Genomic DNA, 17057 nt, shown 5'->3' with positions numbered 1-17057 from the left:
CGTCGTGCTGGCGGACGGAGACGTCGTCCTCCGGCCGATAAAACTGCGCGACCAGCGGGCCTGGCGCGAGGTCAACCGGCGCAACCGGGACTGGCTGCGCCCCTGGGAGGCGACCATCCCGCCGCCCACCCCGAGCGGCCCGATCGCGCACCGGCCGACCTACCGCCAGATGGTCCGGCACCTGCGCTCGGAGGCGAACTCGGGCCGGATGCTGCCGTTCGTGATCGAGTACCAGGGACGGCTGGCCGGGCAGCTGACGGTCGCCGGGATCACCTGGGGCTCGATGTGCTCGGGGCACGTCGGCTACTGGGTGGACCAGAGCGTGGCCGGGCGCGGGGTGATGCCCACGGCGGTCGCGCTGGTCGTGGACCACTGTTTCCGCGGCGTCGGGCTGCACCGCATCGAGGTCTGCATTCGCCCCGAGAACGCGCCCAGCCGAAGGGTCGTGGAGAAACTCGGATTCCGTGAGGAGGGGCTGCGGCCCCGTTATCTCCACATCGACGGCGCCTGGCGCGACCATCTCGTCTACGCGCTGACCGCGGAGGAAGTCCCGGACGGGCTGATGAACCGCTGGCGGCGCACCCGCTCCGGGAGCGGGGCGCGCGACGAGCGCGGCACGCCTCCCGACCGGCGGAACACACAGGGAAATCCTGCATGGCCCGGAAATTGAATGCGTGTTCGATAACTACCGGCCGGTGACCGGTTCGGGGCAATCAATTCCCCGTCCGTGCGGCCTGCTGATCGCATCGGTCACAAGAAAAGTTCGAAATATCAGCCAGATCGTGCGACACACCGGCCCAATTGGCGGATGGCCTCACGCAAACCCCTCTACCGTGTGAGGCGTGAGCAGCAGCGGCCTCATCTACGCAGTCATTGTCGGGGCCTGGGCCGCCTACTTGGTGCCGATGTGGCTCCGTAGGCAGGACGAGCTGAACGAGGCCCGTCCGACGGAACGCTTCAGCACCGCCATCCGGCTGCTGTCCGGACGGGCGGGAATGGAGCGCCGGTACGCCAAGGACCGGGCGCGCTCCACCGACGAGGGGGAGCCTGGCACGACCGACCCGGACGGGGTCACCGACTCGGTGGACGTCCGGGCCTTCGCCATGCCTCCGACGCGCCCGCAGACGGCGGCCCAGGTACCAGGAGCACCCGGCCACGCCCCCTCGGGAGCCTCCGGTCACGCCCCGTCCGGCCACGCCCCCGTGCCCCGCGCGGCCGAGGCCCCGTCCCCCCGGGTCGCCGACGCCCCCTCCGCCCGTGCGGCGGACCCCGCGTCCGCCCGTGGTGCCGGTGCCGGGCCCGCGCGCAGGCCGGTGCCGGGTGCCCGGCGTGCGCCCGGCGGGAAGGCCGCCGCAGCACGCACCGAGCGCTCCAAGGTGCTCGCCCGCCGGCGGCGGACCACCATGATGCTCTTCCTGGCGTTCACCCTGGGCGCCATCGTGGCCGCCGTGGGCGGGCTCGCGCTCCTGTGGGCGCCGGCCGTGCCCGCGGTGCTGCTGAGTGGGTACATCGCCTATCTGCGCTCGCAGGAGCGGCGCCGGTTCGCGTACCAGATGGACCGCAGGCAGGCCGAGGCCGCGGCCCAGCGGCTGCGCGAGCGGACCCGTCAGCCGCGCCGGCCCGCCGCCGAGCCGGTGGCCGAGGACTCCGAGGAGCCCGAAGAAGCGGCCGAACCGGAGGAGGACCCCGGCCTTTCGGCCCTGGCGGCGGACCGCCGGGCGCTGGTGGAGCAGACCGACCACGCCGAGTGGGTCGACCAGCAGCGGGAGCGGCAGCGCGGCCCGGGCCGGGGCGAGAGCTGGGAGCCGGTGCCGGTGCCCCTGCCGACCTATGTGACCGCGCCGGTCGCCCCGCGTGCCACCTCCGACGTCGACCTCGGGGCGCCGGACACCTGGAGCTCCGCGCGGTCGAGCACGATCGCGGGCGAGCAGGAGACGGGCGCCGCCGACCGGGCCGACGAGATCCGTGCCGAGGACCGCTCGGACGCCGCCGACGGCCCTGTCGTCTCCGCCGCCTCCGCCGGGGCGGACGGCGCCGACGACCGCCCCGCCGAGGACGACGGCCGCAGTGACGCGCGCCGGGCCGCCTCGGCGCGCCGGTCGCGCGGGCGCGCCCGTACGCCGCTGTTCGACCAGTACGAGGACGGCGGGCGGCCGCGGGCCGCCAACGAGTGAGGTTCCGGCCCGGTCGCGGCGGCCCGCCGCCGCGACCAGGCACCCTGCCGGGAACGGATTTTTAAGCACGGCGATCGGGATGCTAGAGTTTCACTCGTTGCAAGGGCCTGTGGCGCAGTCCGGTAGCGCACCTCGTTCGCATCGAGGGGGTCTGGGGTTCAAATCCCCACAGGTCCACCGCAACAACCGATCCCGGTTAATTCCGGGGGAAGTTGAGAAGATCCCGTCCGATCCACTGATCGGGCGGGATCTTTGTCTTGCCCGCGTGCGGGGACCCCGACGGGGCGTCAGGCGCCCCCGCGCCGGACGCCCCTGGGGTGAGGGGTGTCACAGGGTCTTGGCGTAGCAGCGGCTGTCCGGGTGGAAGCGGTAGTAGCCGAACTTGGTGCAGGGCGCGTAGCCCGCGGAGACGTACAGGGCGATCGCCTCGGGCTGCTTGGTGCCGGTCTCCAGGACCATGCGCACCCGGCCGGCCGCGCGGGCGTCGTCCTCCAGGGCGGACAGGATGCGGCGGGCGAGACCGAGGCCGCGCATGTCGCCGACCACGTACATGCGCTTGAGCTCGGCGTCGCCGTCCTCGTTGCCCTCGCCGTTGCCGTCCCGGCTGCGCCAGCCGCCGCTGGCCACGGGGCGGCCGGAGTGGTCGTAGGCGACGAGGTAGACGCCGTTCGGCGGTTCGAAGTCGGCGGCGGCCATCGAGGTGGCGTCGCCGCCGTCGCCGTAGCGCACGTGGTACTCGGCCTGGACCTCTTCGTCGAGCTTGACGGCGTCGGGGTGGTCGTAGGGGACGGGGCGGATATCCATGCTGGTCATCGTACGTAGCGGCAGTTTCTCGTTGTTCGAATTCTGGACCCGGTCCAGTGTGCCGTATCGTGCCGGGGTGCTCACTGTGACCTCTGTGAACGTGAACGGGCTGCGTGCCGCCGCGAAGAAGGGCTTCGTGGAGTGGCTCGCCGGTACCTCCGCCGATGTGCTGTGCCTCCAGGAGGTGCGGGCCGAGCCGCAGCAGCTGCCCGAGCAGGTGCGGACGCCGGAGGGGTGGCACGTGGTGCACGCGCCCGCCGCCGCCAAGGGCCGGGCCGGCGTCTCGCTCTACACCCGCCGGGAGCCCGACGCGGTGCGGGTCGGCTTCGGCTCCGCCGAGTTCGACGGCAGCGGCCGCTATGTGGAGGCCGACCTGCCGGGTGTCACGGTCGCCTCGCTCTATCTGCCCTCGGGCGAGGTCGGCACCGACCGGCAGGACGAGAAGTACCGCTTCATGGGCGAGTTCCTGCCCTACCTCAAGGATCTGCGCGAGCGGGCCGCCGCCGACGGGCGCGAGGTGCTGGTCTGCGGCGACTGGAACATCGCCCACCGGCCCGCCGACCTGAAGAACTGGCGCGCCAACGGCAAGAACTCCGGCTTCCTGCCCGAGGAGCGGAAGTGGCTCGGCCAGGTGTTCGACGCCGCGGACGGCGGCTATGCCGACGTCGTGCGGGAACTGCACCCGGACGTGGAGGGGCCGTACACCTGGTGGTCGTACCGGGGGCGGGCCTTCGACAACGACAGCGGCTGGCGCATCGACCTGCTCGCGGGGACGCCGGGGCTCGCGGGCAGCTGCGTGAAGGCGTACGTGGAGCGGGCCGCGAGCCATGGGGAGCGGTGGAGCGACCACGCCCCGGTGACGGCGGTCTTCGAGCGCTGACGGCCGTACGCGGGTCCCCCTCCGCGGGCGGGGGCTGTACGCGCGTCCCGGTTCCCCTCCGCGGGCGTTCCGCCGCCCCCGGAGGGGGCCCGTCCGGAGCCCGTCCAGGGCCGGTAGGCGGTCGGCCGACGTTCTGACCACAACTGTGTGACCGTCAGGTGTCCGCTCCGTATACTCCGCCGGAGCACGGGGTTCCGGGCCGTTCCGGGCCTCGTCCGTCCGAGCAACCGGCCAGAGAGTCGTACGCCGCATGAGTAATTCGCTGCCTCCGCTGTCCCCGAACTACGCGGCGCGGATGAACCGCGTCTACCTGGAGAGCGTCGAGACGCACGGGAAATGGCCGGTCGAGTTCCAGTTCAGGGCGGCGCAGGGGGACCACCGGCATCTGCTGGTGGTGTTCTCCTCGGTGGGCAGCAGGTACGGATTCGGGAACGCGCTCGACAGCGTCAAGTGCAATGTCCTCAGGATCCGCGACCACTTCGACGGCGCGGCCTCCTACTACGTCGCCCGGGACATGGACTTCAGCGTCTCGGACTCCATACACGCCCTGATCCAGGACCGTATGCGGCGGCTGCGGATCACCCGCGACGAGGTGACCCTGCTCGGCGCCTCCAAGGGCGGAAGCGCCGCCCTCTTCTACGGTCTGAAGTACGACTACAAGAACATCGTGGCCTCGACACCGCAGTATTTCCTCGGCAGTTACTCCAAGGGGCACGGGCAGCTCGGTGACGCCGTGCTCGGCGAGGGGCAGCCGGACGCGAACGTGGCCGTCATGGACGGCGTGATGAGGGACGTGATCGAGAGGGACACGGACTTCAAGCGGAACATCTATCTGGTGTCCTCTCCGGCGGACTACCAGTACGAGCAGGAGGTCGTGCACTATCTGCCCGCGCTGCGGGAGTACGAGAACTTCAACTTCCTGCTCGTGGAGTCCCCGACCGTGCGGCGGCACGACGAGGTGGTCCGGCAGGCGCTGCCGTCGCTGCTGGGCATCGTGTACTCCGTCACCGAGGGCGTGGCACCCCGTTGGGGCGAGGTCACCGTCGGGGCCCGTTCCGAGGAGCCGGAGGAGGCCGCCGCGCACCTCGCGAAGCTGCGGGCCGACGACACCGCGCTGGCCAGGCTCGCCCGGGCCGTCTTCACCGACGGGAAGCTGGAGCTGAAGGGTCATGCCTTCCTGCCGGGGGTCGGGCCGGAGGGCCCGGTGGACGAGACCAAGCGTCTCGTCCTGGAGAAGGACGGACGGTCCTGGATCTATCCGCTGGAGACGACCGGCGAGATCCGGCTCTACCGGGACTATTTCGACGAGTACTTCTGCGCGTACGAGAAGGGTGGTTTCGCCTCGCGGGGCGACCTGGCCTTCACGGAACTCCCGCAGGGGACGTACACCGTTTCCGTGAGTGTCGAGAGCGAGTCCGAGGGGATCGCGCGGCGGACCCGGCTGGTCTCCGCGGCCGCGGTGGACCGGCGGCAGGCGTGCGGCGACTCCGAACTCCTCTTCCGCGGCGGGAAGGGCGGCTTCAAGCTGGTCAAGAGGAGCATCGTCGGGGTCGATTCGCCCGGTGTGCGCTTCGACGCGGTGAAGGCGGAGGAACGCGGGCGGAGAATCCACGCCGAGGGTGTCTTCTTCCTGCCCGGTCGCAATGCCGACCGGGACGGGCACGCGCAGTACTACCTCGTCCTCGACGGCCGCTCCGGCCGCCACTCCTTCCCGCTGGCCGTGCTGAGGAAGCCCGACGCCGTACGGCCGCACAAGCTGCCGGGGGACCTCGGCACCTACGACTTCGGCTACTACGCCACGGAAGCCGCCGGAATCGACGTCTCGGAGCTGCCGGCCGGGAAGTACACGCTGCTCGTGTCGATGAGCGTCGGCGGTGCGCTGTTCACCAAGAAGGCCGGGAAGGTCACCCTCAGGAAGCCGCTCCAGCCGGCCGCGTGAGTCGCACCGGCCGGCCCGCGTCGGTCGCACCAGCCGGCGGCGTCAGTCGCTCTTGCGCAGCTTGCGGTCCATGGCGAGGGACAGCTCCGCCTCCACCACGCTGCGGGCCAGCGGACGCAGACGCTGGAGGTCCTCCTCCGGGCCGTGGCGCAGCACCAGGTCGGCGAAGAGCTCGGCGAGGGCGTCGGCGTGCTCGCGCACCCGGGTCGCGGCGCCGAGCACCTCGGCGAGCGGGATGCCCTCGCGGACCAGGGCGGCGGACACGTCGAGCAGCCGACGGCTGATGTGGACGATGCTCTCGCCGTCGGTGCCGACGTAGCCGAGCTCCATGGCCGCGGCGAGGTTCTCCGCGGTCACGTCGCCCGCGAAGTGGTCGGCGAGCTCCTCCGGGGTGAGGCGGACCGGCTCCTCCTCGGTGGGGGCGCCCAGGCCCAGCAGGTCGCCGACGTCCCGGCCGTGGTCGAAGGTCTCGGTCAGGTCGGCGATGCCGCTGAGGGTGTGGCCGCGTTCCAGCAGTGCCGCGATGGTGCGCAGCCGGGCCAGATGGTGGTCGTCGTACCAGGCGATGCGGCCCTCGCGGCGCGGCGGCGGGATCAGCTTGCGCTCGCGGTAGAAGCGCAGGGTGCGCACGGTGATGCCGGCCAGCCGGGCCAGTTCCTCCATGCGGTACTCGCCGGGCCGTCCCTCGCTCGGGGTCCGGGGCTCGCGCTCGGTGTCGTCAGCCCTGCCGGGCACATCGTCTCCCACGCCGGAAAGCCTATGTTGTACCGCCGGTAACTTTCCTGGCCCGCACCCCTACCGGTCGGTACGCCGCTGCTCTACTCTCCCCATTGCGCCAGTGTTCACTGGCATGGTCCTGCGATGCGTGGAGGCTTCGGGATGGCCGAGCACGAACATGTTCGGGTGGCGGTGATCGGGTCCGGGTTCGGCGGACTCGGAGCGGCCGTACGCCTGCGACGCGAGGGGATCACCGACTTCGTCGTCCTGGAGCGGGCCGGCGGCGTCGGCGGGACCTGGCGGGACAACAGCTACCCCGGGTGCGCCTGCGACGTGCCGTCCCATCTGTACTCCTTCTCCTTCGCGCCCAACCCGGACTGGCCGCGCACCTTCTCCGGCCAGGAGCACATCCGCGCCTACCTGGAGCACGTCACCGACACCTTCGGGCTGCGCCCGCACATCCGCCTCGACTCCGAGGTCGAGCTGATGACCTGGGACACCGAGAAGCTGCTGTGGCGCATCGAGACCGGCGCGGGGACGCTCACCGCCGACGTCGTGGTCTCCGCGACCGGGCCGCTGTCCGACCCGAAGATCCCCGAGATCCCGGGGCTGGACTCGTTCCCCGGCAAGGTGTTCCACTCCGCCCGCTGGGACCACGACTACGACCTGCGCGGCAAGCGCGTCGCTGTGGTCGGCACCGGCGCCTCGGCCATCCAGATCGTGCCGGCCGTCCAGCCGCAGGTCGCGAGCCTCACCGTCTTCCAGCGCACCCCGCCCTGGGTCATGCCCCGGATGGACCGCGCGATCAGCGGCCTCGAGCGCTCCCTGCACCGGGCGCTGCCCTTCACCACCCAGCTGCGCCGCGGGCTGCTGTGGGGCATCCGCGAACTCCAGGTGCAGGCCTTCACCAAGCGCCCGAACGAGCTGGGCCTGGTCGAGCGGCTGGCCCGGCAGAACATCGCACGGGCCGTCAAGGACCCGGCCCTGCGCGCCAGGCTCACCCCCGACTACCGCATCGGCTGCAAGCGCATCCTGCTGTCCAACACGTACTACCCGGCCCTCGCGCAACCCAATGTGGACGTCGTGGCGGGCGGGCTCCGCGAGGTCCGCGGCTCCACGCTCGTCGCCGCCGACGGCACCGAGGCCGAGGTCGACGCGATCGTCTTCGGCACCGGCTTCCACGTCACGGACATGCCGATCGCCGAGCGGGTCGTCGGCGCGGACGGCACGACCCTCGCCGAGCACTGGAAGGGCGGCATGGAGGCGCTGCGCGGCGCGTCCGCCGCCGGCTTCCCGAACTGGCTGTCGATCATCGGCCCCAACACCGGCCTCGGGAACTCCTCGATGATCCTGATGATCGAGTCCCAGCTGAACTACATGGCCGACTATCTGCGCCAGCTCGGTGTCCTCGGGGGCCGCGCCGCGCTCGACGCCCGCCCCAGCGCGGTCGGCGCCTGGAACCGCCGGGTGCAGGACCGCATGCGGCGCACGGTGTGGAACACCGGCGGCTGCACCAGCTGGTACCTGGACGCCAGTGGCCGCAACACCACCATCTGGCCCGGCACGACGACCGAGTTCCGGCGTGCCACCCGCCGGGTGGACCTCACCGAGTACGCCGTGCTGCGGCCGCCCGGGGCGAGCGGCCCCGCGGCCGGTGAGGCCGCCCCCGGCAAGCCTGCCCTGAAGATCGTCGACGCCGAGGACGTGAGCGCATGAGCCGCCTGACGCATGTGGCCTCCGGGCCCTACGCACCGCCCGTGCCCGCCCGCACCCTCACCGCGGTCTCCGCGGACGGCGCCCGGCTGCATGTGGAGGTGCACGGACCCGAGAAGGCGCCCGTCGTCGTCCTCGCGCACGGCTGGACCTGCTCGACCGCCTTCTGGGCCGCACAGATCCGCGACCTCTCCGCCGACCACCGCGTCATCGCCTACGACCAGCGCGGCCACGGACGCAGCCCGTCGAGCCCCGCGTGCAGCACCGACACGCTCGCCGACGACCTCGAGGCGGTGCTGCTGGCCACGCTCGCGCCGGGCGAGAAGGCCGTGGTCGCCGGGCACTCGATGGGCGGCATGACCGTCATGGCCGCCTCCGCGCGGCCCGCCTTCCGGGCGCACGCGGTGGCGGTCCTGCTGTGCAGCACGGGCAGTTCGCGGCTGGTCGCCGAGTCCACGGTCGTCCCCTTCCGGGCCGGCCGGCTGCGGACCTGGCTGACCGGGCGCATCCTCGGCTCCAGCGCGCCGCTCGGGCCGGTCACTCCGCTCGCCCGGCGCGTCCTGAAGTACGCCACCATGGGCGCGGCTTCGGCTCCGCACATGGTGGAGGCGTGCGCGCGGATCGTGCACGCCTGTCCGCGCAGGGTCCGGCACGCCTGGGGCAAGGTGCTGTCGGCGCTCGACCTCGACCACGGCGTACGGGAGCTGCGGGTGCCGACCGCCGTGATCGCCGGCACCGCCGACCGGCTCACCCCGGCAGTGCACGCCCGCGCCCTGGCGGCCGAGCTGCCGCTCTGTGTCGGGCTCACCGAACTGCCCGGACTCGGGCATATGACTCCCGTCGAGGCGCCGGAGGCGGTCAGCAGCCGCATCCGGTCGTTGGTCACCACGTACACGCAGGTCAAGGAGGGCGCATGAGCAAGGTCGGTCTGGAAGGGCAGGTCGCGGTCGTCACCGGGGCGGCGCGCGGGGTCGGGGAGCTGCTCGCCCGCAAGCTGTCCGCGCGGGGCGCGACCGTGGCGCTGGTCGGCCTGGAGCCGGACGTGCTCAAGGAGGTCTCCGGGCGGCTGCACGGCGAGAGCGGCCACTGGTACGCCGACGTCACCGACCACGAGGCGATGGCCCGGGTGGCGCGTGAGGTGAAGGAGCGGTTCGGGAAGGTCGACATCGTCGTCGCCAACGCCGGTGTGGCGAGCGGCGGTCCGTTCGTCGGGTCCGACCCGGTGGCCTGGCGGCGGGTGATCGAGGTCAACCTCATCGGGTCGGCCGTCACCGCCCGCGCGTTCCTGCCGGTGCTGATGGAGAGCCGGGGGTATCTGCTGCAGATCGCGTCCCTCGCGGCCATGACGCCGGCGCCGATGATGACGGCGTACACCGCGTCCAAGTCCGGTGTGGAGGCGTACGCGCACAGTCTGCGGGCCGAGGTCGCCTTCAAGGGGGTGAAGGTGGGCGTCGGTTATCTGTCGTGGACCGACACGGACATGGTGCGCGGGGCGGACCAGGACGACGTCATGCGGGAGCTGCGGCAGCGGCTGCCGTGGCCGGCCAACAAGACGTATCCGCTGGGGCCGGCCGTCGACCGGATCGTCGAGGGGATCGAGCGGCGGTCGAGCCATGTGTACGGGCAGTGGTGGCTGCGGGGGATGCAGGGGGTCCGGGGGTATCTGCCGGGGGTCATCGCGGCGGTGGGGCAGCGGGAGGTCGCGCGGTTCGCGGATCGGCTGGGTGGGATGCGGGGCGGGTTGGTGGGGGCGGGTGGGGCGGCGGACGAGAGGGATCGGGCCGGGCGGGGTTGATCGTCTCTTTTTGGTTGTGCGGGGGGTCCCCGCGGCCCCCTTGCCGGGTGGGTGGGGTGTGGGGGTGCGGGGTGGGCTGGGCGGCCGGTGGGGGTTCGCGCAGTTCCCCGCGCCCCTGAGGATCGCGCCGTTCCCCGCGCCCCTTGGAAGATCGCGCGGTTCCTCGCGCCCCTGAGGATTGCGTCGTTCCCCGCGCCCCTAAAAGATCGCGCCGTTCCCCGCGCCCCTTGGAAGATCGCGCGGTTCCTCGCGCCCCCGAAAGATCGCGCGGTTCCCCGCGCCCCCTGCAGGCGGTCCTCGCGTCTCCGAGGAGGTCGCGTGTTCCTCGTGGTTCTAGTGGGTTCTTGGGGGGAGTTCGGGGCGGGATCTGTTGGGGGTGGACTGGTAGTCGGGGGGTGTGGCCGGGGGGGTGGTGGTGAGGAGGGTCAGGGCCAGGCGCACGGCGTCGTCGAGTTGGGCGTGGCGGCCCTCGGCCCAGTCGAGGGGGGTGCGGAGGGCTTCGAGGTCGGGGGAGACGCCGCGGTTCTCGATGGACCAGCCGTAGGCGTCGAACCACGCGGCGTTCATCGGGACGGTGATCACCGAACCGTCGCCGAGGCGGTGGCGGCCGGTCATGCCGACCACGCCGCCCCAGGTGCGCTGGCCGACCACCGGGCCCAGGTCGAGGAGCTTGAACGCGGCTGTGATCATGTCGCCGTCCGAGGAGGTCGCCTCGTCGGCCAGCGCGACGACCGGGCCGCGCGGGGCGTTGGAGGCGTACGAGACGGGCTGGGCGTCGCGGGTGAGGTCCCAGCCGAGGATCGTCCGGGTGAGCTTCTCGACGACGAGTTCGCTGATGTGGCCGCCCGCGTTGCCGCGCACGTCGACGATCAGGGCGGGCCGGGAGACCTCCATGCGCAGGTCGCGGTTGAACTGGGCCCAGCCGGAGCCGCCCATGTCGGGGATGTGCAGATAACCGCACTTGCCGCCGCTCAGCTCCCGTACGACCGCACGGCGTTTGGCCACCCAGTCCTGGTAGCGCAGGGGCCGTTCGTCGGTGAGGGGGACCACGGCGACACGGCGGGAGCGGCCCGCCTCGCCCTCGGCGGGGGTGAAGGTCAGCTCGACCGTCGTACCGCCGGCGCCCGCGAGCAGCGGGTAGGGGCCGGTGACCGGGTCGACCGGGCGGCCGTCGACATGGGTGAGGACGGCGCCCTCGCGGATGCCGGTGCCGGCCAGCGGGGAACGGGCCTTGGAGTCGGAGGAGTCGCCGGGCAGGATCCGCTTGACCATCCAGCCGCCGTCCCGGCGGACCAGGTTGGCGCCGAGCAGTCCCTGCAGCCGCTGGTAGTGCGGCGGGCCCTCGTTGCGACGGGCGGCGGTGACATAGGCGTGCGAGGTACCCAGCTCGCCGAGCACCTCGCGCAGCAGGTCCGCGAACTCGTCGGGCGAGGCGACCTCGTCGACCAGCGGGCGGTACTGCTCCAGCACGGCGTCCCAGTCGATGCCGCACATGCCCGGGTCCCAGAAGTAGGCGCGGATCAGACGCCCGGCCTCCGCGTAGGACTGGCGCCACTCGGCGGCCGGGTCGACGGTGTGCAGGATGCGGCGCAGATCGATCCAGACGACGGAGTCGCTGTCGCCGGACTCGGCCGCGGGTACGGCCCTCAGGTCGCCCTCGTCCACGACCACCAGACGGCTGCCGTCGCCGCTGACCGCGAACCAGTCCAGATGGTCGACGAGTTCGGTCCGCTTGGCCTTGGTGATGCCGAAGTGCTCCAGGGTGGGGCGGCCGCTGGTGTCGTCCGGGTTGGCGAAGGTCTCGCCCAGCGCGCCCGAGATCGGCCAGCGCAGCCACACCAGTCCGCCGCCCGCGACGGGCTGGAGGGCCGAGTACTTGGACGCGGTGACGGGGAACGGCGTCACCCGGCTCTCCAGGCCCTCCAGTTCGACGGTGACCGTGCCGTCCCCGGCGCCCTCGTCCTCCACCGGGTCCAGGCCGCCCGCGGCCGGGCGCCCCTCCGGGGTGAGCGCGAAGGGGGAGGGCGTCGCCGAGGACAGGGGCACCAGATAGGGGCGGCAGCCGAGCGGGAAGGACAGGTCGCCGGTGTGCACGTCGTAGACGGGGTCGAAGCCGCGCCAGGAGAGGAAGGCGAGATAGCGGCCGTCGCGGGTGAAGACCGGGTTCTCGTCCTCGAAGCGCCCGTTGGTGACGTCGACGACCATACGGTCCTTGATCCGGGCCATCTTGATCTGGCGCAGCGACCGGCCGATGCCCGGGTGCGACCAGGTCAGCCAGGCCCCGTCGGGGGAGAACGCCAGGTCGCGGACGGGTCCGTTGATCGAGCGGATCAGCTCGGTCACCTCGCCGCCCGAGTCCTCCGTGGCGTCGACGAGCAGCAGCCGCCCGTCGTGCGCGGCGATGGCCAGGCGTTCGCCGTCCGGGTCCGACACCATCTCCAGCACCCGCCCCAGCTCGCCCGAGGCCAGCCGGCGCGGCTCGCGGTCACCCGTGGCCCGGGGCAGGTAGGCCACCTCCACGGCGTCCTCGCCCTCGGCGTCGGTCACGTAGGCGACCTGCCCGCTGGAGCCCAGCATCTCGGGCAGCCGTACACGCACGCCCGGGGTGTCGGTGATGGTCCTGGCCGGGCCGTCGCGGTGGGTCAGCCAGTACAGGCTGCCGCGCACCACGACCGCCCCGGCCCGGCCGGTCTCGTCGACCGAGATGCCGTCCACGTGCTGCGCGGCCGGCACCTGGTAGGGGCGGCGGCCCGCGCGCGGCCCGCTCAGCCGTACGTCGAGGCGGCGCGGCTGCGAGGCGGCGCCCAGGTCGTCCACCAGCCACAGCCCGCCCGCGCACTGGTAGACGACCCGGGTGCCGTCGGTCGCGGCGTTGCGGGCGTAGAACGCGTCGTGGTCGGTGTGGCGGCGCAGGTCGGAGCCGTCGTGGGCGCAGGAGTAGAGGTTGCCGACGCCCTCGTGGTCGGAGAGGAAGGCGATCCGGCCGCCGACGAACATCGGGCAGGCCAGCTGCCCCTCGAGGTCGGCCAGCAGCCGCTCGCCGTGCAGCCACAGCCGGCCCGTGGCGCCGCCGCGGTAGCGCTTCCAGGAGGCCATCTCGTGCGGGGCGGTGCCGGTCAGCAGCAGGCTCCTGCGCTCCCCGTCGAGGTCGGCGACCTGGATGTCGGAGACCGGGCCCCAGGGCAGCTTGCGGCCGGGGTCGCCGTCGGGGGTGACCTTGTAGGCCCAGGTGAAGTAGGAGAAGGGCTCGCCGTGCGAGGCGACCGCCAGGATCGTGCCGTCGGGGGTCCAGCCGCACACCCGGGTGTCGAGGCTGCCCCAGTGGGTGAGCTGGCGGCCCGTCCCGCCGTCGACCGGCAGCACGTGCAGTTCGGGGGCGAGGCTGCGCCAGCTCGTGTAGGCGAGGTGGCGTCCGTCGGGGGAGAAACGCGGCTGGCCGAGCTTGGTCCGGTCGACCGTGAGCCGCCAGGCCCGGCCGGGTTCGTCCAGCGGGGCGAGCCAGAGGTCGTCCTCGGCCACGAAGCAGAGCAGGTCACCGCTGATGTGGGGCAGGCGCAGATAGCTCACCTCCCCATGCTTTTCCGCTGGCGGGGGCGGAGCAACTCGTGGTTCCGGGGTGCGGGCACTCGCGGGTTCCCGGACGCGGGCAACGTGCGGGTCCCCGGGCGCGGGCAACGTGCGGGTTCCCGGACGCGTCCTGAAGTACGAAACAGTTTCGTACGTGGCACAGGTCACGTACGAAACGGTTTCGTTTCGCAAGAGTCCTGCGCTACATTCGTCCCTGTAGGAGTCGGACGGACCGGGAGGGTGAGTGACATGGCTGAGGCAGCGGTCACCGCGCAGCGTCGCAGCCGGATCACGCCCGAGCGCGCGGCCGAGCTGTACGCGGCCGTGCTGGACCTGCTCCGCGAGGTCGGCTACGACGCCCTGACGATGGACGCCGTCGCCGCCCGTACGAGGTCCAGCAAGGCCACGCTCTACCGCCAGTGGGGCGGCAAGGCCGAACTGGTCGTCAAGGCCCTGCGGCACAACAAGCCGGGCAAGGTCGAGGACATCGACACCGGCTCGCTCCGCGGCGATCTGCACGCCGTGGTGAGCATGGAGGACGACTGCACCATGGAGCAGAACTCCGCGCTGATGCGGGGTATCGCCATGGCGATCCACCAGAACCCGGATCTGCGTCAGGCGTTCCAGGAACTGCTGATCGAACCGGAGATGGCCGAGTTCCAGCGGGTGCTGCAACGCGCCGTCGCCCGGGGCGAGGTCCGCCCCGACTGCCCGGCGCTCGACTTCATGCTCCACATGATGGTCGGCGGGTTCGTCACCCGCGCCCTGCTGGACGAGCAGCCGCCCACCCGGGCCTTCCTCACCTCGTACGTGGACGCCGTGGTCCTCCCCGCCCTCGGCGTGCGCACCGGCTGAACCCCGATCCCCCGATCCCTGTTACCTGACGTCACCGCTCATGTCGTCGGGCCGATCGCCCCTGCCTCCCCGCCGGGCCGGTCACCCCTGCCCAGATCCACCCCCACGACCTGACCGGGAGTACGCCCCGTGGCCACCTTCCTGTACAAACTCGGCCGTCTCGCCTTCCGGCGACGGCATTTCGTCGCCCTGATCTGGGTGGCGCTGCTGACCCTCGCCGGGGTCGGCGCGGCCAGCGCGCCCGCAGCGGGCACCACCTCGTTCTCCATCCCCGGCACCGAGGCGCAGAAGGCCTTCGACCTGCTGGAGGAGCGCTTCCCCGGGATGAGCGCCGACGGGGCCACCGCCCGCGTGGTGTTCAAGGCGCCGGCCGGGGAGAAGATGACGGACGCCGCGAACAAGGCGACCGTCCAGAAGACCGTCAAGGAGCTGTCGACCGGCAGCGAGGTCGTCTCCGTCGCCGACCCGTACCAGGCGAACGCGGTCAACGAGTCCGGCTCGATCGCCTACGCGTCCGTCACGTACGACGTCTCCGGCATGGAGCTGAAGGACGCCAGCCGTGAGGCCCTCCAGGACGCCGCCGAGCAGGCGCGCGAGTCCGGCCTGACCGTGGAGATCGGCGGTGACGCCCTCCAGGCCACCCCGCACACCGGCTCCTCCGAGATCATCGGCATCGCGGTCGCCGCGGTCGTCCTGGTCATCACCTTCGGCTCGCTGCTCGCCGCCGGGCTGCCGCTGCTCACCGCGATCATCGGTGTCGGCATCGGCGTCTCCACCATCACCGCCCTCGCCAGCGCCCTCGACCTGGGCTCCACCACCTCGACGCTGGCCACGATGATCGGCCTGGCCGTCGGCATCGACTACGCGCTGTTCATCGTCTCCCGCTACCGGGCCGAACTCGCCGAGGGCCGCGACCGCGAGGAGGCCGCCGGACGCGCCGTCGGCACCGCGGGCTCCGCGGTGGTCTTCGCCGGGCTCACCGTCGTCATCGCCCTGGTCGGCCTCGCGGTCGTCAACATCCCGATGCTGACCAAGATGGGCTTCGCCGCCGCCGGCACCGTCGCCATCGCCGTCCTGATCGCGCTCACCCTCATCCCGGCCCTGCTCGGCTACGCCGGCCGCAAGGTGCGTCCGACGGGCGAGAAGTCCAAGCTGCTGGGCGGCGGCCGGGCCGCGAAGAACGCGGGACGCCCGAACATGGGCACCCGCTGGGCCAGCTTCGTGGTGCGCCGCCCGATGGCCGTGCTGCTGGTCGGCGTCATCGGCCTCGGCGCCGCGGCCGTCCCCGCCACCTCGCTGGAACTGGGCCTGCCCGACGACGGCTCCCAGCCCGTCTCCACCACCCAGCGCCGCGCCTACGACCTGCTCTCCGAGGGCTTCGGGCCCGGCTTCAACGGCCCGCTCATGGTGGTCGTCGACGCCAAGGGCAGCGCCGATCCGCAGGCCGCGTTCGACGAGACCGGCGACCGCATCAAGGCTCTCGACAACGTCGTGACGGTCACCCCGGCCGCCCCCAACAAGGCGGGCGACACCGCCACGATCACGGTCGTCCCCGACGCCAAGCCGTCCTCGGCGACGACGGAGGAACTCGTCCACTCCATCCGGGACACCGGTACGGCCATCGCGGCCGACACCGACTCCGAGGTCCTGGTCACCGGCGCGACCGCGATGAACATCGACGTCTCGCAGAAGCTGAACGACGCCCTGATCCCGTACCTGATCCTGGTGGTCGGCCTGGCCTTCCTCCTGCTGATCGTGGTGTTCCGCTCGATCCTGGTCCCGCTCAAGGCGGCCCTCGGGTTCCTGCTCTCCGTCATGGCCGCCCTCGGCGCCGTGGTCGCGGTCTTCCAGTGGGGCTGGCTGTCCGGGCTGCTGGGCGTGGAGGAGACCGGACCCGTCATGTCGATGATGCCGATCTTCATGGTCGGTGTGGTCTTCGGTCTCGCCATGGACTACGAGGTCTTCCTCGTGACGCGGATGCGTGAGGCGTACGTCCACGGTGAGAACCCGGGCCAGGCGGTGGTGACCGGCTTCAAGCACGGCGCCCGGGTGGTCACCGCGGCGGCGGTGATCATGATGGCGGTGTTCGCGGGCTTCATCGGCTCCAGCGAGTCCATGATCAAGATGATCGGCTTCGGCCTCGCCATCGCGGTGTTCTTCGACGCCTTCGTCGTCCGGATGGCCATCGTCCCGGCGGTCCTCGCCCTGCTGGGCCGGCGGGCCTGGTGGCTGCCGAAGTGGCTGGACCGGATCCTGCCCAACGTGGACGTCGAGGGCGAGGGCCTGCGCACCGAGGCCGAGCGGGGTGGCCTGGACGAGGAGAAGCGGCTCGTGCGCGCCTGACGCGCCGCCGCGGAACCGGCCGGTGAGGGACCCGTGGGGACGGGGACCCCTCACCGGCCTCCCGGCGTACGGCCCCCTGCGCCGGGATCCCTCACCGGCTTCCCGCGTACGGGGCCGGACCGCACGGAGGCGGAACCGGACCGCACGGAGGCGTAACCGGGCCGTGTACGGCTGGCCCGACCCGGGGCGAATCGGCCGGACCGGCCAGGGGCGATTCCGGCGGGACCGGCCAGGGGTGAATCCGGTCGCGTGCCCGCTACACGCACCGCT

12 protein-coding genes and 1 tRNA gene are annotated in these 17057 nt (G+C 72.2%); 10 read left to right on the top strand and 3 right to left on the bottom strand.

What is annotated here, in order from left to right; translation table 11 throughout:
• Positions 1-4 precede the first annotated feature (4 nt).
• The 3 genes from ACFYR0_RS23485 to ACFYR0_RS23475 all read left to right on the top strand — a co-directional run bounded on the left by ACFYR0_RS23485 (position 5) and on the right by ACFYR0_RS23475 (position 2351).
• On the top strand, positions 5-670 hold the full coding sequence (locus tag ACFYR0_RS23485) for a GNAT family N-acetyltransferase (protein ID WP_389331280.1): 666 nt from the start codon (positions 5-7) through the stop codon (positions 668-670).
• 172 nt (positions 671-842) lie between these two features.
• The gene (gene glpR, locus ACFYR0_RS23480) at positions 843-2174 is read left to right on the top strand and encodes a gephyrin-like molybdotransferase receptor GlpR (protein WP_389331277.1); all 1332 of its coding nucleotides are present in this window, start codon (positions 843-845) and stop codon (positions 2172-2174) included.
• A 103-nt stretch (positions 2175-2277) separates the two neighbouring features.
• A tRNA-Ala gene (locus ACFYR0_RS23475) sits at positions 2278-2351 on the top strand.
• Between the two features lie 150 nt (positions 2352-2501).
• On the opposite strand, the gene ACFYR0_RS23470 is transcribed toward ACFYR0_RS23475, so the two are convergent.
• Positions 2502-2978: a GNAT family N-acetyltransferase gene (locus tag ACFYR0_RS23470; RefSeq protein WP_389331274.1), complete on the bottom strand. Its 477-nt coding sequence runs from the start codon at positions 2976-2978 to the stop codon at positions 2502-2504.
• A 76-nt stretch (positions 2979-3054) separates the two neighbouring features.
• On the opposite strand from ACFYR0_RS23470, the gene ACFYR0_RS23465 reads away from it, so the two are divergent.
• Together ACFYR0_RS23465 and ACFYR0_RS23460 are read left to right on the top strand one after the other, a co-directional pair.
• On the top strand, positions 3055-3858 hold the full coding sequence (locus ACFYR0_RS23465; protein ID WP_389331271.1) for an exodeoxyribonuclease III: 804 nt from the start codon (positions 3055-3057) through the stop codon (positions 3856-3858).
• A 250-nt stretch (positions 3859-4108) separates the two neighbouring features.
• Positions 4109-5797 (top strand): hypothetical protein, encoded by a 1689-nt coding sequence (locus ACFYR0_RS23460; protein ID WP_389331268.1) that lies wholly within the window; start codon positions 4109-4111, stop codon positions 5795-5797.
• Positions 5798-5839: 42 nt separating this feature from the next.
• On the opposite strand, the gene ACFYR0_RS23455 is transcribed toward ACFYR0_RS23460, so the two are convergent.
• Positions 5840-6460: a MerR family transcriptional regulator gene (locus ACFYR0_RS23455; protein WP_386387393.1), complete on the bottom strand. Its 621-nt coding sequence runs from the start codon at positions 6458-6460 to the stop codon at positions 5840-5842.
• A 216-nt stretch (positions 6461-6676) separates the two neighbouring features.
• Here ACFYR0_RS23455 and ACFYR0_RS23450 point away from each other — a divergent pair, with 216 nt between their 5' ends.
• Genes ACFYR0_RS23450 through ACFYR0_RS23440 form a run of 3 tightly spaced genes read left to right on the top strand, consistent with a single transcriptional unit; the run spans position 6677 to position 10022 of the window.
• Positions 6677-8230: a flavin-containing monooxygenase gene (locus ACFYR0_RS23450; protein WP_389331265.1), complete on the top strand. Its 1554-nt coding sequence runs from the start codon at positions 6677-6679 to the stop codon at positions 8228-8230.
• A complete protein-coding gene (locus ACFYR0_RS23445; protein WP_389331263.1) occupies positions 8227-9144 on the top strand; it encodes an alpha/beta fold hydrolase in 918 nt (305 codons plus the stop codon). Before ACFYR0_RS23450 ends, ACFYR0_RS23445 begins: the two co-directional genes overlap by 4 nt.
• Positions 9141-10022: an SDR family oxidoreductase gene (locus ACFYR0_RS23440; protein WP_389331260.1), complete on the top strand. Its 882-nt coding sequence runs from the start codon at positions 9141-9143 to the stop codon at positions 10020-10022. The genes ACFYR0_RS23445 and ACFYR0_RS23440 overlap by 4 nt, the downstream gene beginning before the upstream one ends.
• Positions 10023-10355: 333 nt before the next feature.
• Here the strand turns inward: ACFYR0_RS23440 and ACFYR0_RS23435 are convergent, their stop codons facing one another.
• The gene (locus ACFYR0_RS23435) at positions 10356-13589 is read right to left on the bottom strand and encodes a S41 family peptidase (RefSeq protein WP_389331257.1); all 3234 of its coding nucleotides are present in this window, start codon (positions 13587-13589) and stop codon (positions 10356-10358) included.
• A 249-nt stretch (positions 13590-13838) separates the two neighbouring features.
• Here ACFYR0_RS23435 and ACFYR0_RS23430 point away from each other — a divergent pair, with 249 nt between their 5' ends.
• A complete protein-coding gene (locus ACFYR0_RS23430; protein ID WP_389331254.1) occupies positions 13839-14444 on the top strand; it encodes a TetR/AcrR family transcriptional regulator in 606 nt (201 codons plus the stop codon).
• Positions 14445-14573: 129 nt separating this feature from the next.
• A complete protein-coding gene (locus ACFYR0_RS23425; protein ID WP_389331251.1) occupies positions 14574-16787 on the top strand; it encodes an MMPL family transporter in 2214 nt (737 codons plus the stop codon).
• Positions 16788-17057: the final 270 nt, after the last annotated feature.

It is taken from the genome of Streptomyces sp. NPDC005017, assembly GCF_042873115.1.
GTDB lineage: Bacteria > Actinomycetota > Actinomycetes > Streptomycetales > Streptomycetaceae > Streptomyces.
The sequence above is the reverse complement of the archived record's forward strand: the minus strand, read 5'-3'. Positions and strand labels throughout refer to the sequence as shown.